The organism is Proteiniclasticum ruminis, assembly GCF_900115135.1.
In the GTDB taxonomy this organism is placed as follows: Bacteria; Bacillota; Clostridia; order Clostridiales; family Clostridiaceae; genus Proteiniclasticum; species Proteiniclasticum ruminis_A.
Map to the genome: position 1 here is coordinate 306,330 of NZ_FOVK01000002.1, position 24,935 is coordinate 331,264.

Here is a 24,935-nt window from a genome sequence, read left to right on the forward strand (position 1 = left end):
TAAAGAAGAGAGGAGCCATACCTGTGATACACTGGAAGTGTGATAGAAGTCAATAATAGTGACATATTCACAAAAAATTATGTAGATGAGATCCAATCATAGGTCCTATACAAAAAAGGGGAGTGGTAGTAAGTGAAACAGATCAATTGGGGCATACTGGGTTATGCAAGGATTGCGAAAAATGAGGTGATTCCAGCACTACTGGAAGCGCCTACTGCAAGGCTTTATGGCATAGCCTCCAGAGATGCCGAAAAACGGGAAGAGGCAAAGAGACTTTTTCCTTTTAAGAGGATTTATGAAACCTATGAGGAGCTTCTGGAGGATGAGCACATTCAAGCGGTGTACATTCCGCTGCCCAATGCTCTCCATAAGGAGTGGGCAGTAAAAGCCATGGAGAAAGGAAAGCATGTCCTATGTGAAAAGCCTTTGGCATTGTCAGAGAAAGAGGTGAAGGACATGACAGAAACCAGCGAAAAGTATGGTGTTCTTCTCATGGAAGCCTTCATGTACCGCTACACCCCAAGAATCAAGAAGGTTCTGGAGCTGGTGGGAAGTGGGGCCTTAGGAGAGATCCGCCATATCGACTCCTCGTTCCGGTTTTATCTAAGCCGGCCCAATACCATCAAAATGAAGAAGGAGCTAGGGGGAGGAGCGCTTTATGATGTGGGGTGTTACCCCGTGAGCTTTGCCAGTCTTCTTCTGAAAGAAGAGCCGCAGGGAGTTGCGGTATCCTCCGTCATGGCAGACGGGGTGGACATTGAGACCTCGGTGCTTTTAACGTATAAAAATGGGGTCACGGCGTCTCTTCACTGCGGATTCAATGCCTATGGGGTAAACTCCAGTGAGATCCTCGGTACAGAAGGAAGGCTGGTGATTCCCGATACCTTCCTGGAAGAAGCGGGAGACCTTACCCTCTATCATAAGAACCAGGTGGACAGTATTTCTGTGCCTGGCTGTCACCGGTATACCTTAGAGGTGGAAGACTTTTCTAAGGCGGTTCTAGAAGGAAAGAAGCCGCTCGTCACCATTTCAGAGAGCCTTCTTCAGGTACGGGTCATGGACAAGATCCTTTGGAACATCTACAAATAAGCCTTTCTACTAAGAAAAAAACCCATATAGAAAATGTATTTCTGTTTTTCTCAAAGGATCTGTACAATTTCAAATGATATTGGAATAAGAAATCAGAAGTTCTGAGAAACTCTAAAGATCCATTTTTGATGCAGCTTCTCTTAGAAATTTCCTGTATAATGAAGATAAAAAATATAGATAAAAGTATAAAAGGAGGATGAAGTGAACGAGTATTTGGAGAAATTTAAAGCTGGAACAAAGTATGTACGTATTGTGTCCCCGGTGACCCGGGAACATCTGACGATGTCAAATGAAATCACAGAGGAGTATCTTGATCTTCATTGTGTGAAGTTTGTGCCGGCCAGCGGCGCTGCCACCAGAATGTTTGAGGACCTTTATCGGTATCTGGATGAGGGGAAAGAGACAGAGGCCATATCTGAGTTTTTTGGACATCTGGAAGAGTTTCCTTTTTATGAGGATCTCAAAGGCGTGCTTCAAGAGAAGAATCTACAAAAGGAGAAGGAAGAGGACCGAAAGAGAATCATAAGGCATCTTCTTTTTGAGATGAAGTATGGGGAATACCCCAAAGCCTTCATCAAGACGAACCGCTATGAGAACTTTTCATCCACGCCTATTGAAGAGCATCTCTATGAAGGAGAGAAGTATCTGAACCCTGAGAATCTGAAGCTTCACTTCACCATCTCCCCAAACCATGAAGGACTCTTTTTGGCCTTTCGGGAAGAGGTGGCAAAGAGCGGGATGTCCGTGGAGCTGACCTATTCATTCCAGAAGCCTTCCACGGACACCGTGGCAGTGGATATGGAGAACAAGCCCTTTCTGCTGGAAAATGGAGAGCATCTTTATAGACCTGGCGGCCATGGAGCCCTCATTGAAAACCTCAACGATCTGGAGGCGGATGTGATCTTCATCAAGAACATTGACAATGTCTGTCATAGAGCTTTTCTCGAGGATACCGTCCTTTCGAAGAAGAAACTGGCTTCCATCGGATATGCGATGAAGAAAAGAATCGATGAGTATCTTGTGAAGCTCTTGGAAGATGAGGCAGATCTTCAGGAAGTTGGAGCGTTTCTTCTGAATGAGCTGCATATTTCCTATAAAGGGGAACTGACCAAAGAGAAAATAGTAGAGCTGTTACACCGGCCCCTTCGGGTCTGCGGTGTGGTAAAAAACCAGGGTGAACCTGGTGGGGGACCCTTTGTGCTCGATCAAGGGGACTACTCGGATCTTCAGATCTGTGAAAAGAGTGAAGTGGACTTTTCAAAGGAGGATCAGAGGAAGCTTTTTGAGACGTCTGAGTTTTTCAATCCTGTGGATCTGGTGTGCTTTGTGAGAGACTATAAAGGAGAGAAGTTTGATCTTCTTCAGTTTGTGAATGAAGACAGATACTTCATTGCGAACAAAAGCTATCAAGGAAAGCCCATCAAAGCTCTGGAGCACCCAGGACTCTGGAATGGGGCCATGGACAGATGGAATACCGTCTTTGTGGAGGTGCCCCTTTCCACCTTCAATCCGGTAAAGAAGGTCAACGATCTTCTTTCACCTAGTCACCGGGGAGAGCTGTAGACGGTAAGATCTAAAATAGAGGACAGGCGAGGAGTAAGTGCAGTCTTACTTCTTCTCTGTCCTTTTCTTTTTCCCATTGTTCAAAAATTCTTCAGGAGTGTTTTCTTCCTGTTCATGTCAAGGTAAAAGATTATACCTATACTTCTTAGTAGCATCTTCTGACAGAGGTGTTTAAAAAGAATAAAAAGAAAAAGATAGATACCAACGGAGGTACGACATGAAAAAGATCAATTGGGGAATATTAGGATATGCATCCATTGCCAAGGATTCCGGTATTCCAGCCATACTGGATGCCAAGCATGCCCATCTTTACGCGCTGGCGACCAGGGATCAGGAAGAGATGCAAGAGGCGAAGAAGAAAGAGCCCTTTGATAAAATCTACGGGTCTTATGAGGAGCTTCTGGAGGATAAAGACGTCCATGCAATCTATATTCCGCTGCCCAACAGCCTTCATAAGGAGTGGACGGTGAAAGCTCTGGAGAAAGGAAAGCATGTGCTTTGTGAGAAGCCTCTAGGCCTTTCAGAGGAAGAGGTGGTGCATATGATGAAAAGGGCGGAAGAACAGGATAAGCTGCTCATGGAGGGGTTCATGTACCGCTATACACCAAGGATACAGAAGGTGATGGAGATTGTGGACAGTGGTGTTTTAGGAGAAATCAGGCACATCGATGCCTCCTTCCGGTTCATGATGGAAGAGGAAGGAGACATCCGTATGGACAAGGACCTTGGTGGGGGAGCCCTTTACGATGTGGGAAGCTATGGCGTGAACTTCCTGACGCTTCTTATGAAAAAGGAACCCATCAGTATCCTGGGAACAAAGAAAGTGAGAGAAGGAGTAGATGTTCAGAGCACGGTGCTTTTTGAATATGAGGATGGGGTCACGGCGGTGATCCACAGCGGCTTCAACTCCTTTGAGAAGAATGAGGCAGAGATCATTGGTACCCAAGGAAGATTGAGGATACCAGATCCTTTCCTCTACAACGACGGAACCATCACGCTGTATGTGGAAGGAAAGAAAGAGGACATCTATGTGGAGCCTTGTGAGAAGTTCACAGAGGAGTTTGAGGACTTTTCTGTGAGCATTCTGGACGGAAAGCTTCCGCTTTTGTCTCTTTCTGAGACCCGGATGAACGCAAGGATACTAGACCGGATTTTTGCTGTAATCTAGATATTCATACCATGAAGTAGCAGAGTTTTCTAATGAAGAACTCTGCTATTTTATGCTGTTCATTTAAATCATGATGAGTCTATGTTATCATGTGAGTAGATTTTTATGTGAAGGAGCTATTATGGGAGAAATTATTTTTTTGTTGTCAGGACTTCTTACATACCTCATCATGACTAATGAAGAGGTGAAAGATTCACTTCAGCTAAAATGGAAACATGAATTAAGACGAGCTATTGAGTGTATATTCCTGAACATCATAGTTTTAATTGCTGTTCTTAGATTCCTGTCTGGAAACTCAGAGAGTTTTGTCAATGGGAGAATCAACCCTTCCTTCATTTCGTTAAAGTACCTAATTGTCATTGTTGCTGTATCATATATGAATGGTCTTTTACTGAAATTTATAAAGAAAAACATAAGTATCAAAATTAGTAAGGAGAGAATTATCTCAAAAGATGATGAATAAAAAAACAAAGTCAAAGGACCCGATGTTGGTAGCAGGGTATGTTGCACTGATTCTTGCAGTAGGCCTATACAGATTAGTAGAGTGGGCAAGACTGTCCTTTTCAGATTTGACCCTTGATCAGATTATCTTTCATGTAAAAGTACCCCTTGATGGTGCTGATACAACGATGGTAGGTTCCGCACTCAAATATGTTCTAACTCCCATAGGTTATCTGTTGATAATCATCTTGATTGTACATACAGTTCATAGCAGAATTCTCATCAGAAGCACGTATCGATACAATTTGATTTTCAGCTTCAAACTTACAGAGAAGTATAAAAAAGAAGTAACAATCAGGATCTTACCCTTCCGTTTAATAAAAACAGTGGCTTTATTCAGTGCTCTGGTAATATTACTTTCTTCCTTCATAACAGCGGATAAAAATTTTAACGTGTTGTCTTATGTGAAAAATCAGTATGAAGACTCTTTGTTTATTGAAGAGAATTATGTGGAACCGAGCACGAATACTACTTTTCCTAAAGAGAAGAGAAATTTAATCTATATTTATTTAGAGTCCTTAGAAAATACCTTCTCTTCGAAGAGTAACGGTGGAGCACTGGAGACGGATCTTATCGAAGAACTTTCCGCTTTGGCACAGGAAAATATCAGTTTTTCAAATTCTGATAAACTTGGTGGATTTGAACAGGCGGTGGGAGCTGGCTGGACTATGGGAGACTTATTAGAGAAAGAAGGGTATTCGAATAACCTATTGATCGGTTCCGATGCTGTTTTTGGTGGAAGAAAGAACTTCTTTGAACAGCATGGCAATTATACTATCTATGATTACAATTACGCGAAGGATAAGAAACTGATTCCGGAGGACTATTTTGTTTTTTGGGGATATGAGGATCATAAACTGTTCGATATTGCGAAGATTAAACTGAGTGAACTTCATCAGCAAGAGGAGCCGTTTAATTTGACGATGCTCACTGTGGATACTCATGCTGAAGATGGGTATCTATGTGATTTATGCAGCCATACATATGATGACCAATATGCTAATGTGATATCCTGTTCATCAAAGCAGATCGCTGAGTTTATAGAATGGGTACAAAAGCAGGTTTTTTATGAAAATACGAGTATTGTTATTGTGGGAGATCATCTAACGATGGACAGTGATTTTCTGGATGATATTGACCCAGATTATCAGAGAACGATATATAATGCATTTATAAACTCAGGATTTGAGGATAAAGATATTACGAAGAAAAACAGGCAGTTCAATACCTACGATATTTTTCCAACGGTTCTAGCAACTTTGAATGTGGAGATTAAGAATAACAGATTAGGATTGGGAACAAACTTATTCTCTCAGGAAGAAACATTATTAGAGAAATATGGCCACGATATGAATCTTGAACTTGCGAAGAATTCAAAATACTACCAAGAAAACTTTATCTATGGCAACGGAATAGTAGAAAGTTCTGTGGAGTAGAGGATGCAGTATTGTAAATGATGGACAAGAATTTTACGGTTTATGTTGTGGTGCTGTTAAGTTAAATTTTAACTTCTATGGTATAATTTAGAAAATAAGTGTTTCAGGGGAGGAGTCGTAATGAGTAGTAAAAGAGTTCTTGTTCTTCTGGCACCAGGGTTTGAGGAGATTGAAGCGGTATCGGTCATTGATATCTTAAGAAGAGCCAAAGTTAAAGTACAGGTGGCATCCATTACGGAAAAAGAAGATGTGACAGGGTCGCATAATATCACGCTGAAAAGTGACGTTCGGTTGGAGTTCATTGACATCTATAACGACGACTACGATCTGGTGTATCTTCCAGGAGGCGTTCCTGGGGTGAATAATCTGGCGGCCAGTGAAAAGGTGCTGGATCTTCTTCGAAAATACAATGAGGATCAGGTGCTCATCGGAGCCATCTGTGCTGCACCTTGGGTACTGGAGGAAGCAGGGATTTTAAAAGGCCATGAGGCCACCTCTGCTCCAACCTTTGAGGAGAAGATTCATCCAGAAAAGTATGCTCATGAAGTCTTTGTAAGGTCCGGCAACATTCTCACTTCACGAGGTGCGGGCACATCCATGGAAATGGGATTCTCACTGCTGGAAGCTTTAGGTCTAGAAGAGGATGCCATAAGACTTCGGGAAGATATGCAGTATAACTTCCTTCTGGACAAGAAGGGAAAGTAGGAGCTTCTGGACCATTCAGGTAAAGCGATCCCATTCTTTTAGAAAGAACTGTGAATTTTAGGAATCTCTGAGTAAAATCAGGGATTCCTTTTGCATTCTCTTGGAGAGTTTGGCTATAATGAATGGTATGAATGAAAATATGAGAAAGAACAGGATAAGAGAATATGCAAAGTAAATGGATGATGAAAAATATCAGGACAGATTATGGTGCGCTGAGTCGAGCGCTGAATCTGCCGGAAGAGATTGCCAGGTGCCTTGTGAACCGGTGCCCAGGAACTTTGGAGGAGATGAAGGCATATCTTCACCCAAGCCTTTCGGATCTTCACGATCCGGGGCTCATGAAGGATATGGACAAAGCGGTGGAACTGATTTTAACAGCCCTGGAAGAGGAGAAGAGAATCCGTCTGGTGGGAGATTTCGACATCGATGGATCTATGAGTATCTACATCGCGCTGTCAGCATTGAGAGAAGTGGATGCTTTGGTGGACTATGAGATACCAGACAGAGTAAAGGATGGCTACGGCATCAACAAGGATATGGTGGAGAAAGCCAAGGAAGAAGGAATTGACCTTCTCATTACTTTTGACAATGGCATTTCAGCCTTTGAAGCGGTGCAGCATGCCAAGGACCTGGGGATGGATATCATCGTCACGGACCATCATGACATTCCATATGTTATGGAGGGGGAAAAGAAGAGGCAAGTGCTGCCCCCAGCAGACGCTGTGGTGAATCCCAAGCAGGAAGGGTGCCCTTACCCCTATAAAGGACTCTGCGGTGCTGTGGTGGCGTTTAAACTCATCACAAAGCTTTATGAGGTCATGGGCATGGATGAGGATGTGATCGAAAGGTATCTTCCTTATGCCGCCATTGCCACGGTGGGAGACATCATGGATCTTACGGGAGAAAACAGAATCATTGTGAAGCATGGACTATCTCTTCTGAAGAACATTCAGAATGAAGGGCTGCTTGCCTTGGCGGAAGCTGCAGATCTTTCTCTGAAAGAGGTGTCCACCTACAGCATCGGCTTTGTTCTTGGTCCTTGCTTTAACGCGGCGGGCAGACTGGCCACGGCGAGGAAGAGTGTGGAGCTTCTCTTTTCTGAAGGAGAAGAAGCCAAAAGACTTGCAACAGAGCTTTATCAGCTCAATCAGAAAAGAAAGGCCATGACAGAAGAAGGTATCGTCCTTGCAGAAGATGTGATCCGGACCCATGGCTACCAGGAGGACCATGTGATGGTTATTCATCTGGAGGACGTTCATGAGAGTCTTGCTGGGATCATTGCCGGAAGAGTGAAGGAAAGATACTATAGACCAGCCATCGTTCTGACCACCACAGAGAATGGCTTGAAAGGATCTGCCAGATCCATCGAGGAGTATAATATTTTTGAAGGGCTCAGCAGTGTGAAGGAGCATCTGAAAAAATTTGGTGGACATCCCATGGCGGCAGGGCTTACTATAGAAGAAGAGCATCTCAACTCCTTGAGGGAGAGTCTTAATCGGAATTCAGAGCTGTCTGAAGAGGATCTTCTTCCGAAGGTGCGCATCGATGCCAGGCTTTCGCCTGGGAAGATCACCGAGAGCTTTGTCCGTGCTCTGGACGCATTGGAGCCTTTTGGCAAGGAGAATCCGAAGCCTGTCTTTGCGGAGAAGGGGCTGACCATCTCCCAGATGTATTTTCTTGGTCAGAACAAAGACCATCTGAAATTTCTGTTCCAGTCCGAGAACTCTTTGGTGGAAGGGATCTATTTTTATGGGGTGAAGAAACTGGAGGATTACTATAGAGAAGTCCATGGCATGGAGGCTGAAAGGCTGGATCTTTTACTGAAGGACAAGAAAGTGGATCTTTTATTTTATCCGGATCTCAACACCTACAACGGCATCACTAGAGTTCAGATGAAGATCCTTGATCTTCGTATTTCTTAAGTTTTTTCGAAGTGATATATTTTTACGGTATTTGATTGCAAAGTGGTATAAAGTATGCTAAATTAAATCTTGTGATTGTTATTCCGTCTTTCACGGACAGCTGGTATTCTTTCTCGTACGAAGGAAGCGGAGCATCATACCACTGGAACCTGGCAGGAACGTGCAAAAACCTCTATCTATTGCGTGATGATTGAAGCCAAAGCAAGTAAGGGCCAGGTTCCTTTTTTGAAAATTATAAATGAATACGATAAAGACATCCCCATCTGAATTCTATCTTCAGATGGGGATGTCTTCTTTCACTGTCTTCTTTTTCTCATTAGTTTGATGCATTGTAGGCAGCTTCTTCGTGCAGCAGATCTTCACTATAAGGGTAAGAGGTCTTGAAGTCTGCCATGACAAAGTAGCGCTTGCCCGTAGAAGAGGAGTAGTAGCAGGTCATGAGGGAAAGAATGGCGTTTCCTCTCTTCTTTGCTTCCTGATCTTCAATGATGTACACTGCAGTATCTGGTACTGTGGTCACATCATAGGCAACATACTCAAAAATGGTCTCGTTGTCTGTGAGTCGTATGATGTCTCCTTCTTTCACATCCATAAGAGAGCCAAAGAGAATATTCTTGTCTTTGGAATAGTGCCCGGCGAGAGGATAATTACCTTGCCCCATCTTCTGGTCCTTTCTCATGGTGGCAGAGCCTGCCAGGAGATTTGCATTGTTAATGCCCTTGAATATCGGGATGTTCATTTTGACGTTGGGAATCACCAGCTGACCGATGAGAAGATCCTTATTGATTTTACTGGCATCCAGCAGGGTGCCTGTGACGCTGATGTCCTCTACAATGGAGAAATCAAATTCGGCTTCTTCACTTTGTTCGTTTTCCTTGATTTTCTCAGGAGTATAATCAGCCACAACTTTTACTGTATTATTGATTGTATTTTGAATCACCAGATCTTTTATTTTAGGAGTAAAGATCAGGAGTAAACCAAAGGCGATGAGGAGAACTGCAAAAAACTTCTTCATGTGGAATCCCTCTTTCATGATTTCTTTTTCTTTTCTTTAAATAACTATAACATTGGTTGATGGTGGGTTCAACGGAAAGAAGGTTACAATTTCTAGTTGTTCCATTATTGGAGCATGATTCAGGAAAGAGGAGAAGAAAAAAGCACTACAGAAGATTAGACTCTGTAGTGCTCAAGAACTTTAATTGGTTGATTTCTCATCTAAATAGATATACTTTCCGATGCTATGGATTGCGCTGTCTCTATTGAATACATAGTAGTAGATACCCTTGATGGTTTGACCACTGGAGTAAGAATCTTCTGGGAATCTCATCTGGTCGATGGTTCTGATTCCATTTGTTACAACACTTCCTGCAAGACTTAGTATATCATTGGATCCCATATTGGTTGTGATCAGGGGGAGGATATTGCTAAGAATTCCTGGATAAGAAGTGACAGGCTTATCGAGCATCTTTTTGATGATGGCTTCGATGACGGTTCTTTGTCTGTCAGATCTGGCGAAATCAGAGTCAATCTTACGGATTCTCACAAAGTCCAGTGCCTGTTCACCTGTTAGGTTGTAGGTGCCTCCCTTTGAGAGTCCGGTAATCTGGGTGGCTTCTGCATTGGTCACTGTTATGCTTACTCCACCTAGAGTATTGATGACCTTAGGAAGAGTTGTAAAGTTCACAGTGGCAAAGTTTTTAATGTCCAGATGGAAGTTTGAGTTTATTGTTTTCAGTGCTAACTCTGGACCTCCAAAGGCGTAAGCATGGTTCACTTTATCCATTCCTCGATCAGGAATATTCACATAGCTGTCTCTGATGATGGAAGACAGTTTGATTTTCTTTGTATTCCTGTCAATGGTGACAATCATGATGGCGTCGCTTCTACCGCGTTTGCCAAGAGGAGCGTCTACACCAAACAGTGCAATATTGGTGATTCCTTTTACATCTTCATAATAGTAAGGCAGTTCACCATCTTCTTCGTTACCTTCAGGTATAACTACTTCTTCCTCATACTCAAACTCAAACTCTTTATCCCCAATACCCAGTTCGCCTTCCCCTTGAGGAATCTCTTCTTTTATCGTTGAGTTTAAGAGATTATGGACATAAGCATATCCAAACCCAGTTAAGAAAAGTAATAATGCTAATACAATCAGCAAAGGCGTTTTTATATTACGTTTCTTTGTTTTCATTTTTTTTTGTCTTCGTGTCATTTGTGTACCTCCACAGGTCATTCTCTATCATTATTTCACTTTCCAATTATACCCCTTTTCAAATCTAAAACATTACAATTTAGATAAATTAAGAATTTTTCATGGAAAACTAAGAATTGTTAGAAATAAAAAAGTGTAAATGATTAAATATTATATAAGTTTGTTGATTCTTTCGAGTGTGGCTCCAATACCATCATGAATTTCTGTGACATTATAATGATGTTCATATGGAGTGGCGTCTCTGTTGATGATAATCATCGATTTGTTTCTTAATCCGAATACCTCGGGGATACTGGCAGCAGGGTATACTTTAAGTGAAGTGCCAAGAACCAAGAGTAGATCTGCTTCTTCAGCCAAGGTGAATGCTCTATGGATCAGTGTGACCTCTTCATCGTAAAGCACTATGTCTGGCTTATATATACCGCCACAAGGACAGTCATAACCATCTTTAAAGATCTCTCGAAGAGGCTTTTTTGAACCACAATTTGTGCAGGTGGCGGTGGCTAAGGTGCCATGAAGTTCAAGTGCGTTTTTGCTTCCGGCTTTTTGATGGAGCATATCGATATTTTGTGTGATAATTGTCATATTCAGGGTGTTCTCCCATTTTGCTAGAGTGAGATGTCCTTTATTGGGGGAGAATCCTGCAACATTGATTTTTTCTTTTAAATACTGATAGAAAAGGGAGGGGTTATGGTAGAAGAAGCTTCTCGAGAGAAGTTCTTCTGGATAATACCCTTCATATAGAGTAGATGCCAGTCCGTCCTTAGATCTGAAGTCTTTCAGACCGGACTCAGTGGACATGCCTGCACCTGTAAGAACAAGTATTTTATTTGATTTTCGCAGTAATTCTGCTGCTTTTATGATTTGATTCATTTTCATCACCTTCTATAGGTATTTTACCATAGGAAAGTGAGTGGTTTGATAATTTTAAATGAAATAAAAGCTCGAAGTCAGCTTCGAGCTTTAGAAATCTTGAGTGCAGAATAATTTCGTTTGTTTTATTTGGAACGGAAATCAGAATAAAAAGTCATCGTCTTTATGGGTTTCCAGATATGATTTCATCTTTTTCAGAGTTTTATCTTTCAGATATCTGGCTTTACGGTAGTCTGTATCATAGAGTTCTGAGTATCTTTTGATACCTCCGTAAGGATCTTGGATGAAGTAGGATAGCACTGTTTTTTCTTCAGGGGTTAAAGTCATAAAGGCGTCTTTCACCCTGGAGCTGTTTTCATCACGGAAGAAGATGGATTCGGTATTTTCTTTGGCGACGAGTTTCTCTGCATGGGTAATCCCATCTTTATCCTCACTATCGAGACTCGTATCCTGCGGCTTTGCTAGGATCCTTCTTGCTTCGTATTTGAGTGCATTATGGATACATTTCATCAGATAGGATGGAGCAGAATCCAAATGCTTATCATCGAGCTTAGGGATTGCTTTGATGATTGCTTCATAGGAGATTTGACACAAATCTTCAAAATCGTGTTCCTGAAGCTTCATTCTACGGCACTGTTTAAAGATAAAGGGTTCAACGGTCTTGATGACAAATTCAATCGCCTCTCTATTTCCGTTTTTCGCTTGAATAAAAATATTGCTGTTCATTAAGTCCTCCCCAGAAATTATATCTGCATAAACTAAATATGCATTAAATACTAAATTAGCATACTCAAGAATAATTATATTATAATATAGATTGTCTAAAATAATACAATTTACGGAATGAATTATGAAAACAATATTTATATTCTAATTATATAATGATAATTGTTACAATAAATTATTATAATTGTTGATATAGTTTATTGTAAATTGGTATTTAATATATATTTCAAAAGGTGAGTTGATGATTCTTATTTATTGCGTTAATTGGAGTCTACATAGATCACGTAGGAGATTCGGATGAGCAAGAGTACCAATAGGGAACCTAGAATTCCATTGAACAATCCATACCCTAGAAAGAGAAGACCCAGGAAAGTTATAATTACCGCAAGAATAGTCAGTCTGTTAAGCTTTTGGAATGTGGTTGTGTTTTTCATGCTCTTCAAAAAAAGATAGAGCATAACTACGATCAGGAAAAGAGTGAAAAACATTGAGAATAAATTATATAAAAATGACATTATTGATTCTCCTACCATAAGATTCATTGGATATATTGATGTTCAGGACTGAAACAGTGAAACAAGGGTATTCAGACTGGGTTCGCTTAAAGAAATTATATCATATTATTTTAATGACCAGCCCAGCATACAACATCATACAGGTTCTTTGAGTTTATGATTATCAAGACAATGTAAAAGCTTGGAAGATCCAAGCTTTTACAAAGGAATATTTATAGTGGCAATCTCTTAATCATGAACTTATCAAAGGTCTCCTCTACACTGAAGTCCACTTCAGGGAACTGCTGTTTTACGAGGATTAGCGTTTCAAACACCAATGCATACAAATCTTCAACTGCTTCGAATTTATTTATTGTAAACATCTCTTTGAAGCGAATTGAAACATTCACCGGAGCGATTTTCATAGATTCCAGCTCAGGATACATCCATTTGTATCCACCTGCATAGGATTTATTGATTGCTGACAGTATGTTGAACAGCTTTCTTTGAATTGAGACCATTTGAGCATAATATTCTGTGGGATTATCTCTTTGAATATACAGCTCAATGTTTCCATTGTGAAGTTTCACAAGATTGTCAAAAATCACATTGATGGCAAGTTCACGGGGATAGACCCCTGTCTTTTCTTTCCAGGCATTTAAAATATCCTCTCCAAACAGTGGATAAGCATAGGTAATTGTGTCAAGAAATCCCAAGGTTTGATAGTCAGCCAAATGAAACTCCCATGCATCCTCGATCATATTATCGTAGTAGTCTACGGTATTGTGGAGAATGTCAATTTGGATGTCTTTCAAAATGAGGTTATCTTCATTCTGATCATCGTCTATTGGGAAAATGAGATCTGCTCCGATGGAGTCTACGAGCTTTTGTCTCGTATCGACATCTGGGAAAATATCCCAGAAGCAAAGGAGTTCCAGATCGGAGAAGGCATCGGCTTGTCCTCTCGAGACAGAGCCACCGACAGCCATGGCAAGAAGCTCAGGACCATCAAATTCGATGTCTCTTATTAGCTCTCGAATCTCATGGGCTAGATATACTCTTGGATTTTTCAAATCAATGTTCATGCGATCTACTCCTTTATGTATACAATGTAGAAGTTAAAACATTTGCGAACGAAATATTCTGACTTCTACCTCAATCATATCAGAAAAATCCAAATATATCTCCAAATACCTGAATTGTTAAATATATCTTAAAAAAGTGAAAGAGATTGAAAATCATGCAAAAAAACCGTGATCATCTTTAGAAATAATTGCATCTGTGAAGATTGTACGTTGAGATTTTAAGCAGATAATAAAAAGAACATAAAAAATATTCTGTTAAATAATACTTTGATTACAAAATTAAGATATTGTTGATTTTTTGATTGGTTTTATTGTCTAATTTTGACAATTAACAAAAGAAATGTTGAAATTATGAATTTACATGAGTATAATAATTATATTCTGAACAATATATTATTTTATAAGGAGGGTAGTAATGTTTGTAACTTTTATAAAAGGGGAGGAAATAATTTGAGCATGAAGAAATTTACTGTCGCAATTCTAACGTTACTTTTAGCTTTTTCTGGTGCTTTTGTCCCTAAACGAGTTTCTGCAGATGCTAATTTATTCCTGGAAGCAGCTAATGCTAAAAGAGAAGAAGAGATCAAGAGCAGCAAACTCTCTGAGAAGCTTGATGGATTCTTTAATCCAGAGGATGAAGTCAGAATTATTGTGGAGCTCAGTTCAAAAGCTGGTATTGAGATAGCTACAGGAAAAAATGTCAGTTATGACAGACTTTCTGTATCTGAGCAGAAGAGCATTCAGAATAAGTTGACGTCAGAACAGAGTACAATTAAGAATGCCATCTCTGCAAAAGCAGTGAAGATGGAGTACTTAAAGAGTTTCACAGTGGCGATGAATGGATTTAGCGGAAAGGTTAAATTTAAAGATATCGCTACCATTGAAAAGATTGCTGGTGTCAAGAAAGTATATCTTTCCAATGAATATGAAAAACCTGAAGTAAAAGTTGAGATGGTTACCAGTGGAGACATGGTTAATGCATCGAGAACATGGGAACTAGATTTTGCTGGTGAAGAACAAGTTGTTGCAGTAATTGATTCAGGATTGGATTATACGCACAAAGACATGGTTCTTGCACCTGGAACTGAAGTAGCACTTACAGAATCTGAAGTGAATGAGCTTGGCCTTCTAGGCAGATATTTCACGAAAAAAGTGCCTTACGGATATAATTATTATGATCTGAGCAATGAAGTTATAGACAAAGGACCTGACGCTTCTATGCACGGCCAGCACGTTGCAGGTACCGTCGGAGCAAATGGAGACACTGAAAATGGAGGCATAAAGGGTGTAGCTCCAAAAGCACAGCTCTTGGCTATGAAGGTATTCTCCAATGATCCGATTTATGCCACCACATTTTCAGATATTTATTTGGTTGCCATTGATGAAGCAATCAAGCTTGGAGCCGATGTCATCAACATGAGTCTTGGATCAACAGCCAGTTTTTATGTTGAAGACTCAGCAGAAAATGTAGCACTTCAGAATGCTGTGGATAACGGTATCGTTGCAGCTGTTTCTGCAGGTAACTCTGGAAACATCACTTATGGTTGGAGCGACACAACGTATCTTGGATATCCATGGGCTCAGAATCCTGACCTTGGTGTTGTAGGCGCCCCTGGACTTAATGCACCTACACTTCAAGTGGCTTCTGTTGAAAATGTTAGCCAGCAGGTGCGCTATCTGACTTATTCCATTGGTGAACTTGAGAAGAAAGCACCAATGGCTTTAGCAGGCCCAACAGATCCTGCAACTCTTCCTGCTGATACAGAGTATGCTTTCGGTGGATTTGGCTATCCTGAAGAACTGGGTGATGTGGATGGTAAAGTAGCACTGATTTCCAGAGGAGGATTTGCCTTTACAGACAAGATCCTCAATGCAAAGAATGCAGGAGCCATTGGTGTTATCATATTCAACAATGCTGGAGAAGAACTGATTAATATGGCATATCCAGCAGGCGAAACCATTCCAGCAGTTTTCATTGGAAATGCCGCCGGGGTTGAATTACGAGATAATTTAGTAACGATCACCTTCTCGGAAGGAACCATTCAAGTTCCAAATCCAGCTGGTGGAGAGATATCTGATTTCTCCTCCTGGGGAACAACACCTACATTAGAACTGAAGCCTGAAATCACAGCACCTGGCGGACAGATTTACTCTACACTGAACAACAACAAGTATGGCATAATGAGCGGAACTTCAATGGCTTCACCTCATGTGGCTGGTGGATCTGCAGTAGTTATGGAATACGTGGAGAGCAATCCAAAGTTTGCTCATTTATCTTCTAAAGAAAAATCTGAGCTCGTTAAAGTGCTTCTCATGAACACAACCTCATTAATCTTGGATGGAGACGGATATCCAGTTTCTCCAAGAGTACAGGGGTCAGGGCTAATGAACCTCTATACAGCGGTAACAACACCTGTAACTATGGTGGATTCAGTAACTGGTAAGGCAAAGGTTGAACTGAAAGACTTCAGCGCAAAGAACTTTACTTTAAGGCTTACAGCGAAGAATCATAGCGATGCAGCAGTTACTTATGCTGTGGATACTACAGCGCTTAGAGATTATGTGGCTTCCTATAACGGCAAGCTTCTTACAGGACTTGGCAGCGATCTTTTGAATGCTACAATTGATGCTCCAGAAACCATCGAAGTTCCTGCAAATGGAGAAAAGAGTTTTACAGTATCTGTTGACTTTTCAGCTGATACAACCCTTATTAATACCATGAAGTATGGTTTTGTTGAAGGATTTGTCAAATTGGTTGATACAATGGATGAGTATCCAGAGGTTACAGTTCCTTTCGTAGGATTCTACGGTGACTGGAACGCGCCAAAGATCATTGATGGACTTTCCACAATTGATGCATTTGGTGAATCATACTTTGATTTCTCTGGCTTTGGACTGATCTATGAGGATGGAATCTATTTCAACACAAGTTCTGATCTATTCATCAATCCTGGCACAGAAGAAGGTGCAATGAACGCTACCGATCATACTTTCCCAATCCTGAGTTTCCTGCGTAATGCAGAGGAGGTTCAGTACAGGATTACTGATGCGGAAGGCAATGTACTTAGGAATATTTACACTAGCCAGTATGAAAGAAAAGATTTCATCAATGGTGGAAGAGCAAATCCTTATTCTGTCGTTGATAGAGCCCTTTGGGATGGTACCGTAAATGGATCCGTTGTTTCAGATGGCAATTACTTCTATGAGATTAGAGCGAAGCTTCAGGGAGACCGTGAGTACCAAGTGTACAAAATGCCAGTAGGCGTTGACACTGTTGCTCCTGAAGTAACGGATGTTGCTTTTGATACTGAAACTAGAACGCTTACCTTTAAGGCAAGTGATGCTGGTTCAGGATTAGACACATTCAGATTTATTGTGGACGGTACAATACTGGATCTAATATTTGCAGCAGAAGAAGAGCAAAGTGAGTTCTCTGTTGTACTTCCAGAAGGCACTGAGAATGCAGTAAAGATTGAGATTGGTGCTTTTGACGTCATTGGAAATCTTTCTGTTACAGAGTTCCAGGCTGTTCCAGATGTAGATGCGTTCATCTATATTCTAGAGCCAATGATTCTTGCATATTATGATGAGAATCCAGTTCCCGTTGAAGGATACGTTACTAATGTAAACTTCCTGGACAAGGTTCTGATCAACGGTACAGTGGAAGCGGATTTCGTGATGGAGAATGATGTGGTTATTAACCATCCTGATGATGGTTCTGTGATTTATCAAGGACCTGCATACCATTTCACTGCAGAAGTTGAGCTGGAAGATGGATATCAGGAGATGAGTGTGGAAGCAATATCCAAGAACGATGCACAGGCTAAACTTGTGAGAAGATTCTACGTGGATACCACTGCACCAGAAATGACAGCAGAAGTGCTTGAGAGAAGAGCTGATTCTGAGACTGCAACCATTAGATTTACACTGATGGATAATCTTGGATCCCTTGTTCTTTATCATGGCGACAGCGAAATCTATAAATATGAACATGATTTAGTGGTTCAAGGGCCAACTGAAAAGACATTTGAGTATAATGTGAATCTAGCCCTTGGCGAAAATACTTTCACATTTACTCTGAAGGATGCTGTAAACCATGAAACCACTGAAACAGTGACAATTGTACGTGAAGAAGCCATTGAACAGCCTTCGGTTACCTACAGACCACATGTCCAGAATTATGGATGGATGGATTACGTAAGTGATGGAGAACTGGCTGGTACAACTGGAAAATCATTACGTATGGAAGGCCTAAATGTGATGTTGACAGGAAATGCGAATGTTGGTATTAAGTATTCTAGCCATATCCAGAATCTTGGATGGACAGACTATGTTGCCAACGGTCAGATGACTGGAACAACAGGACAGGCTTTGAGAATGGAAGCAATCAAAATCGAGCTTACAGGAAGAGATGCGGGTCTATATGATGTGTACTATACCACACACATTCAGAACCACGGATGGCTTGGCTGGGCAAAGAATGGCAATGCTTCTGGATCAGAAGGGCTATCATTAAGAATGGAAGCCATAAAGATTGTTATTGTTCCAAAGGGAGCAGCAGCTCCAGGGGAAACATCCCATGTTTTTGTAAAATAAGTAAGTAGTTCGTATAAAGGGTTGCAGTATCGTCATGGTGCTGCAGCCCTTTTTATTGATACTCAGAGAGGAATTATTTGTTTTGTAATTATTTAGTGTATTTTATTGAATATGTGATATTTATGTGTTTTGAAAGATAATCCTATTGCTTGAAGTGTATATCCACAATATTATGTGATAAAATATAGTGGTATTTAATAAATTTTAGGAGAGCTTTCATGAAAAAGTTAATTTCAATGATTACGATACTATCGTTATGCGCCAGTGTGACGATTACTCATAAAAAAGTAATGGCAGAAGAGGTGATACAAAAGAATCTTACCGTGGAGTATCCTTATGAGATCAGATTGAGTGATACAGATGAGTTTGTGTTGAAGATTCATAAAAAAGATGCAGGATTAATTTTCTCAGAGGTCAACATCAAGGTCATTGAAGGTGAGGAATACTATATCATCCCATCCAGCTTTTTGAATCTTGGATTAGAAGAGGATCGTGTTGACAAAGTATATATCAGTAAGGAAATGCTTCATGAGTCCACAGATGGGAATCTGAACAGAGAGCATTCTACACCCGGAGTGTATAGGTCTTACATACTATTTCAGAATCTCGAAAATGAAATGTATAAGCCAGCTGAAGCAGAAACAATAAAGATAGAAATAATGGAGGAGACTCTACTGGATGTTTCTGTGGAGAAATCTCTGCTCAAATACCCGACTGGAAACCAGATTACACAGGATAGAGTGATTCAGGATGCTGGCATTCTTGTATCTGGTCTGTTGGCTGCAAAAGACTATGGCGTCCCGATGATAGATCTAGATGAAATTACCGATACCAACAGTAATGAGGAGAAAGCTACGTACAGTATTGAAGTGCCTTCTAAAGAATGGAAAGATGTATTTTTATCCGTGAATCCATTTGTAGAAAATATCACGAGTAAGACCATTCAAATTGAGATTCAGTCAAGTACTGAAGAGACTCCTCTTAATACGGACGCAGATATACTGCTTGAGTTTGAGGAGCGGAGCCAAGAGGCACCCGAAGATGTTCCAGTACCAATCGTAGACACGGATAAGAATGTTCAGATCAGCTATCGTTCTCACATTCAAAATTATGGTTGGCAAGAATATATCTCCAATGGCGAAATAACAGGTACTGTTGGTGAAGGCTTAAGACTTGAGGCATTTGAGCTAAATACGTCAAATGAGTCGGAGGTATCTGTTGCCTATGCAGTAAAGGTGATGAATGAGCAGTGGTCCGATTTCATGCCTGAGGGCAGCACCGCAGGAACTGTAGGTCAAGCTAAGTCTCTAGAAGCTATCACTGTGAGGCTTGAAGGGGAAAAAGCAGCTGACTATCATATTTATTATCGAACATATAATGAGAACTATGGATGGATGGATTGGGCAAAGAATGGAGAAAAATCTGGAACAGAGGGATTGGGATACCAGATAGAAGCCATTCAGTTTAAGGTAGTTCCTTCAAATGAACCCTTTGAGGAATCTACTGAGGAACCTTTTGTAAAACTGGAGGATTTGATATCCCTTAGGTACCGTTTTTACACAGGACCAGAGGGATGGTCTGATCTTTTTCTTCCAGAAAAAGATGATACGAATCCCCCCAAGAGTGGGAACCTGATTGAAGACCTTGAGATTACAATCGATAGTCCCATAGGGCTTGGTATTGAGTCTTCTGTTCTGAAAAATGGTGTTTGGACTGATCCCGCTGGTCCCGGAAGGGTGGAGGCTCTTGAGCATGATGGGTCAATCCAGGGAATCCGCATGGAGCTCACTGGTGAAAAGAGGGATCTTTTTGAACTGTACTATCGTGTATATAGAGCAGGAACAGGGTGGATGGATTGGGCTGCTGAAGGATTCCCTGCTGGCAGTGATGGCTTTCATGAAGGAATACATGATATACAGATGGTGATTGCTCCTCGTGGAACCATGGATTTACCTGAGGAGAATGCTTTTGTCACTACGAATCTGACAGACATTCATTATGCTCTGTACTCACAAGAAATCGGATGGTCTCCTAAAACATCAGATGCAGGTTCTGAAACGACGGCGCTACATGAGAAGCTTCTGGCTTTAAAAGTAGAACTGGGAACAGCTCTGCCAATGGGAAGCATCAGTTACCAGGTTCATGTGCAGAACGTTGGCTGGATGGACACAGTTCAAAATGGAGAAGTTGCGGGAAAACCATCGTCTAGGTATCAGGTAGAGGCTGTTCGGGTAGATTTAGAAGGAACCGTTTCGGAATATTATGATGTTTTTTATAGAGTGAAGGCTGCTGGGTTTGAAGATTATTTTGCATGGAAGAAAAATGGCGAGTCAGCTGGTTCAGAAGGGTTTGGACTTGCTTTACAGGATGTTGAACTGAAGCTTGTGAGAAAGCAGGATTCAGTTGAGGACACAAGTATTGGTTTTATGGCAAAAGGAGATCAACCCATTGTTCTTTATCGAAGCCGAGTTGAAATGAATCCTATGTCCGGATACCAGATGGAAAATCAGTTTAGTGGAAGTATAGGACAGTCCAAGGGGCTCAGTGAGTTAGATATTTCAGGTTTGAATATGGATTCTTCTTCTATCAGATTTTCTGCATATTATGACGCTAAAGGATGGGTTCAAGGCGTTTCAGGAGTTGGAGTGAAATCAGACAAAAATGATGCCATTCGGGCTATGAAAATCTCTTTAACAGAAAAGTACAGCCAGAAGTATGATATCCTCTATCGGGTGCATGTCCAGAATCATGGATGGCTGGGTTGGACGAAAAATGGAATGGCAGCCGGCTCTTTGGGGGAGGGGTTGCGATTGGAGGCATTTGAAGTAAAAATCGTGCCAAAAGGTCATTCTTACGATGACAGCAATGTGGGACACCTCATTGGTTCTGTTACAGACATTGGAGCTGAAACACATATACAGAACATAGGATGGAGAACAGAGACGTCAAAAACACAAATATTTGGTACCACTGGCAGAAGCCTGAGGTTAGAAGCGTTATCGCTTACTTTATCATCCCATCTCCCTGAGGGGAATATTGTTTTAGGCGCATTTATCCAGGGAGAAGGCTGGAGAAGCACAGAGAACCAATCCAATGGCTATGTTGGTACGATCGGACAGTCAAAGCGAATAGAAGAGCTGACGATGTCACTTACAGGGGATATTCAATATGAGTTTGATATTTACTATCGGGTGCATGTTGCACAAATAGGATGGTTAGGTTGGGCAAAGAATGGAGAAAAAGCAGGATCTGCTCTTTACCAAAATGGTATCGAGGCATTTGAAGTACAATTGGTACCACGTAATGAATCCTTCGATGCTCCTTTAGGTAATCCATTCGTAATTAATATTCCGTATTCTTTAAAGACTCGGTTTATGGATAAAAATGATTGCTATATTATTAATCAGAAAATAAAGCCTCAGGGAATTGTACTGCATTCAACAGCTACCCCAGGGGTTATGGCTGCGGACTGGTTTGACCGTTGGAACAAGTCATATGAGAAAGGTGAAACCAATCGCCAGGTGGCGGTCCATTCATTTGTGGATGACCGAGAAATTTGGCAGTACTTGCCTTGGGATCATCGTGGATGGCATGCAGGAGGAACAGCGAATAATACCCATATTGGGATTGAAATGTGTGAACCTGCTGGAGTAAAATACTCTGGTGGAAGAATAGTGGGATATGATGCGGCAACTTATAGCACTTATTTTACAGGGGTTTGGAATAATGCCGTAACATTATCAGTAATACTAGCAAGACTTTATAATTTCACAGAAGCTGATATCATCAGTCATAACGAAGGATACTTTCTTGGAGTGGCAAGCAATCACTCTGACGTGAATCATTGGTTTCCTTTCCATGGGAAAAACATGGATATGTTCAGAGCTGAAGTGAGAAGTCGTTTGTACCAGTAGATAGAAGGGAGAGCATATGAAGAAAATCTCTAATTATTTCATAATAGGTATATTGGGTGTGTTTTTGGGCCTGTTTTTCATACATTCTGCCACAGTAAATGCAGCAGATGTCTCTGTACGTTACAATACTCATGTACAGTTCAAAGGATGGACTCCTTTTGTGTCTGACGGTGTTATGAGTGGGACAGAAGGCGAGAGTTTAAGACTTGAAGGATTGGCCATAGAAGTCCTTGGAAACGAAAACTTAGGAATCAGATATTCTACCCATGTTCAGAATGTTGGATGGCAGGAGTACAGGAGTAATGGTGCTCAAAGCGGAACGACAGGAAGAGGGTTGAGAGTTGAGGCCGTGAAAATTGAGCTCACCGGAGCTGATGAAAAAGAATATGATGTATATTATCGAGTCCATGCCCAAAACTACGGCTGGCTTGGTTGGGCGAAGAATGGTTTTGCTTCTGGTACGGAAGGATACGGTTACAGACTGGAAGCGATACAAGTGATGGTCGTAAAAAAGGATCAGCTTGGCCCGGATACAAGTGCTGTGTCATTTCATTCCAAGAATGGAAGTTCACTCATTGCGTATAAAGCCCATGTGGAGTCTGTTGGATGGCAAGCTGAAGTGAAAGATGGGGCTCTATCCGGTTTAGTGGGTCAGTCAAAGCGGATGGAAGCTGTGACTGCAGAACTGGGCTCTTTGCTTCCTAGCGGCAGCGTGACTTATCAGGCGCATGTACAAAACAAAGGCTGGATGAGTGAGGTATCAAACGGACAGTTAGCTGGAACTGAAGGGCTAGGTCTTAGAGTAGAGGCATTTAAGTTTTGGCTTGAAGGAAAGGTGGCCGATGCGTACGGCATCGAGTACAGAACTCATGTCCAGAATAAGGGATGGATGCCATGGAAAAAAGATGGTGAGATTTCTGGCACAACAGGAGAATCATTGAGGGTAGAAGCCATTGAGATAAGACTCTATGAGAAGCCTCAAGATTTCATCAATCAGAAAGACCATGCTATTTATACCATTATTGTAGATTCTCTGAATCTAAGACAAGAACCTAATGTGGGAAGTGCTAGGGTCGCAGTGATGCCTAGAGGTTCTAAAGTGAAGGTTTACGAGATTGTTAATGGATGGGCACGTCTGGAGTTTAACGGCAAAACAGGATATGCCAACGCAAGCACATCTTATATGCGGTATGAGTACGATGTCTTCAAAGAACCGATTCCTATGGTCCTTGAACTTGGAGGGGCTAAAGACATTTATCAGAAGGAGGATGTGCTTGTCACAGGAACCACATTGGCTTACGCTGGGGTGTATGATGTGAAAGCTTACCTTGACGGCAAAGAAGTATATGTTTCACGGTATAATGACGCTGAAGCATCAAGTATATATACGAAGTATCCCAACAAAAATTTGGCATTTTATAAGATAGAGCTACCTCATGGAAGCATCAGTGCGGGAGATCACACACTGATGGTGCAGATGGAATCAAATTACAGGAACATCGCATCAAAGTCTGTGAAGTTCAAAATGGTGAAAAATGATCCGATTCTTACGGTAGAAGGAATCAAAAGTGGAGATCCAGTGCCTGCTGAGGCTACGGAAGTGAAGGGCGTTGCTCTTTCTGATTCTGGAATCAAAGAAGTACGGTATCATGTAAATGGTTCATTTAGAGGGAATGCTGCCATCGGGTTACCTAGTAACGGATCGAATTATCCGGATTATCCCAATGCAAATACCGCAGGATATTCCTTTGTTCTGGAGAAAGAGGTCTTGTCAAAGGATATGAATACGCTAAAGGTTGAACTGGTCTCCAATGATGGCACAATAGAATACAGGAATATTATTGTCAAAGGGAATGGACCAGATACACTCATCATGGAGAACTATCCTTCCACCTTTACCAGTTATGTGGATAAAGAATACATCAATGCACAGAAGTATGTAGGCAGCGGAACAGCGGTCTGGCAAAAAATAAGAGACAATATGGATCCGGGGAACTTCATCTATGACGATATCAATCGGTTTATCTTTATGGACCTCAGTTATTCCGAAGAGTATTTTGAAGTATCTGTGGAGCAGCTCAATGCGATGCTCAGCGGCAGAGGGGTTTTAAGTGGTATGGGTCAAGCGTTCCTGGACGCGGGAATTCAATACAAAGTCAATCCGTTTTATCTCATTGCCCATTCGCTGCTTGAAACAGGGAATGGAGGTTCCGTTCTAGCAAACGGCCAGACGGTTGAAGTCATATACAGTAAGTTCGGGGATATTAACTCACCATCCACTCCTGTACCTCAAGAGGACCTGGGTAAACTTGTCTATAATGTTTTCGGCATCGGTGCGTGGGACGTGAATCCCAATCTGTGGGGTGCCCAGAAGGCTTATTCAGAAAAGTGGTTTTCCGTGGAGGAGGCTATCATGGGTGGCGCAAAGTGGATTTCCACCAATTATATCCATCGTGCAAATCCACAGAATACACTGTACAAAATGAGATTCAACTTAGGAGAGAACATGACCCATCAGTATGCAACAGATATTGAATGGGCAAGAAAACAGGCATCTAGAATAAAGAGCCAGTTTGATTCTCTTGGCGTCAATGTTCCAAAGAGATACATCATTCCAATCTTTAAATAAACTTTAATCATACAAAAAAGTG

General features: G+C 41.3%; 15 protein-coding genes and 2 pseudogenes. 12 read left to right on the forward strand and 5 right to left on the reverse strand.

What is annotated here, in order from left to right; translation table 11 throughout:
• Window positions 1-132 precede the first annotated feature (132 nt).
• From BM243_RS06045 to recJ, 7 genes are all read left to right on the forward strand, one after another.
• Window positions 133-1,089: a Gfo/Idh/MocA family protein gene (locus tag BM243_RS06045; protein ID WP_074911388.1), complete on the forward strand. Its 957-nt coding sequence runs from the start codon at window positions 133-135 to the stop codon at window positions 1,087-1,089.
• Between the two features lie 201 nt (window positions 1,090-1,290).
• Window positions 1,291-2,652 carry a DUF4301 family protein gene (locus tag BM243_RS06050; protein ID WP_074911390.1) on the forward strand — a complete coding sequence of 454 codons (1,362 nt, stop codon included), beginning with the start codon at window positions 1,291-1,293 and terminating at the stop codon, window positions 2,650-2,652.
• Window positions 2,653-2,869: 217 nt separating this feature from the next.
• Window positions 2,870-3,820 carry a Gfo/Idh/MocA family protein gene (locus tag BM243_RS06055; protein WP_074911392.1) on the forward strand — a complete coding sequence of 317 codons (951 nt, stop codon included), beginning with the start codon at window positions 2,870-2,872 and terminating at the stop codon, window positions 3,818-3,820.
• A 121-nt stretch (window positions 3,821-3,941) separates the two neighbouring features.
• Window positions 3,942-4,283: a hypothetical protein gene (locus BM243_RS06060; RefSeq protein WP_074911394.1), complete on the forward strand. Its 342-nt coding sequence runs from the start codon at window positions 3,942-3,944 to the stop codon at window positions 4,281-4,283.
• Window positions 4,273-5,757 (forward strand): LTA synthase family protein, encoded by a 1,485-nt coding sequence (locus BM243_RS06065; RefSeq protein WP_083422653.1) that lies wholly within the window; start codon window positions 4,273-4,275, stop codon window positions 5,755-5,757. Before BM243_RS06060 ends, BM243_RS06065 begins: the two co-directional genes overlap by 11 nt.
• A gap of 120 nt (window positions 5,758-5,877) precedes the next feature.
• Entirely contained in the window at window positions 5,878-6,462 is a 585-nt protein-coding gene (locus tag BM243_RS06070; protein WP_074911396.1) for a DJ-1 family glyoxalase III, read from the forward strand.
• Between the two features lie 164 nt (window positions 6,463-6,626).
• On the forward strand, window positions 6,627-8,384 hold the full coding sequence (recJ, locus tag BM243_RS06075; RefSeq protein WP_074911398.1) for a single-stranded-DNA-specific exonuclease RecJ: 1,758 nt from the start codon (window positions 6,627-6,629) through the stop codon (window positions 8,382-8,384).
• Window positions 8,385-8,700: 316 nt separating this feature from the next.
• Here the strand turns inward: recJ and BM243_RS06080 are convergent, their stop codons facing one another.
• From BM243_RS06080 to BM243_RS06105, 5 genes are all read right to left on the reverse strand, one after another.
• A complete protein-coding gene (locus tag BM243_RS06080; protein WP_074911400.1) occupies window positions 8,701-9,399 on the reverse strand; it encodes a class A sortase in 699 nt (232 codons plus the stop codon).
• A gap of 180 nt (window positions 9,400-9,579) precedes the next feature.
• Window positions 9,580-10,596, reverse strand: a complete 1,017-nt coding sequence (locus BM243_RS06085; protein WP_177213469.1) for an LCP family protein — start codon at window positions 10,594-10,596, stop codon at window positions 9,580-9,582.
• A 150-nt stretch (window positions 10,597-10,746) separates the two neighbouring features.
• The gene (locus tag BM243_RS06090; protein WP_074911403.1) at window positions 10,747-11,469 is read right to left on the reverse strand and encodes an NAD-dependent protein deacylase; all 723 of its coding nucleotides are present in this window, start codon (window positions 11,467-11,469) and stop codon (window positions 10,747-10,749) included.
• A 141-nt stretch (window positions 11,470-11,610) separates the two neighbouring features.
• Window positions 11,611-12,195 carry a sigma-70 family RNA polymerase sigma factor gene (locus BM243_RS06095; protein ID WP_074911405.1) on the reverse strand — a complete coding sequence of 195 codons (585 nt, stop codon included), beginning with the start codon at window positions 12,193-12,195 and terminating at the stop codon, window positions 11,611-11,613.
• 727 nt (window positions 12,196-12,922) lie between these two features.
• Window positions 12,923-13,774, reverse strand: a complete 852-nt coding sequence (locus tag BM243_RS06105; protein ID WP_074911409.1) for a nucleotidyltransferase domain-containing protein — start codon at window positions 13,772-13,774, stop codon at window positions 12,923-12,925.
• A 456-nt stretch (window positions 13,775-14,230) separates the two neighbouring features.
• Between BM243_RS06105 and BM243_RS06110 the strand changes: the two are divergent.
• The 5 genes and pseudogenes from BM243_RS06110 to BM243_RS06120 form a co-directional block, all read left to right on the forward strand.
• Window positions 14,231-18,034: pseudogene (locus tag BM243_RS06110) on the forward strand (S8 family serine peptidase); the annotation flags it as partial.
• A 54-nt stretch (window positions 18,035-18,088) separates the two neighbouring features.
• Window positions 18,089-18,169: pseudogene (locus tag BM243_RS15540) on the forward strand (hypothetical protein); the annotation flags it as partial.
• Window positions 18,152-18,370 (forward strand): hypothetical protein, encoded by a 219-nt coding sequence (locus tag BM243_RS15545; protein WP_431602440.1) that lies wholly within the window; start codon window positions 18,152-18,154, stop codon window positions 18,368-18,370. The pseudogene BM243_RS15540 and the gene BM243_RS15545, both read left to right, overlap by 18 nt.
• Window positions 18,371-18,588: 218 nt before the next feature.
• The gene (locus tag BM243_RS06115; RefSeq protein WP_074911414.1) at window positions 18,589-22,284 is read left to right on the forward strand and encodes an N-acetylmuramoyl-L-alanine amidase; all 3,696 of its coding nucleotides are present in this window, start codon (window positions 18,589-18,591) and stop codon (window positions 22,282-22,284) included.
• A gap of 16 nt (window positions 22,285-22,300) precedes the next feature.
• The gene (locus BM243_RS06120) at window positions 22,301-24,913 is read left to right on the forward strand and encodes a glucosaminidase domain-containing protein (RefSeq protein WP_074911416.1); all 2,613 of its coding nucleotides are present in this window, start codon (window positions 22,301-22,303) and stop codon (window positions 24,911-24,913) included.
• Window positions 24,914-24,935: the final 22 nt, after the last annotated feature.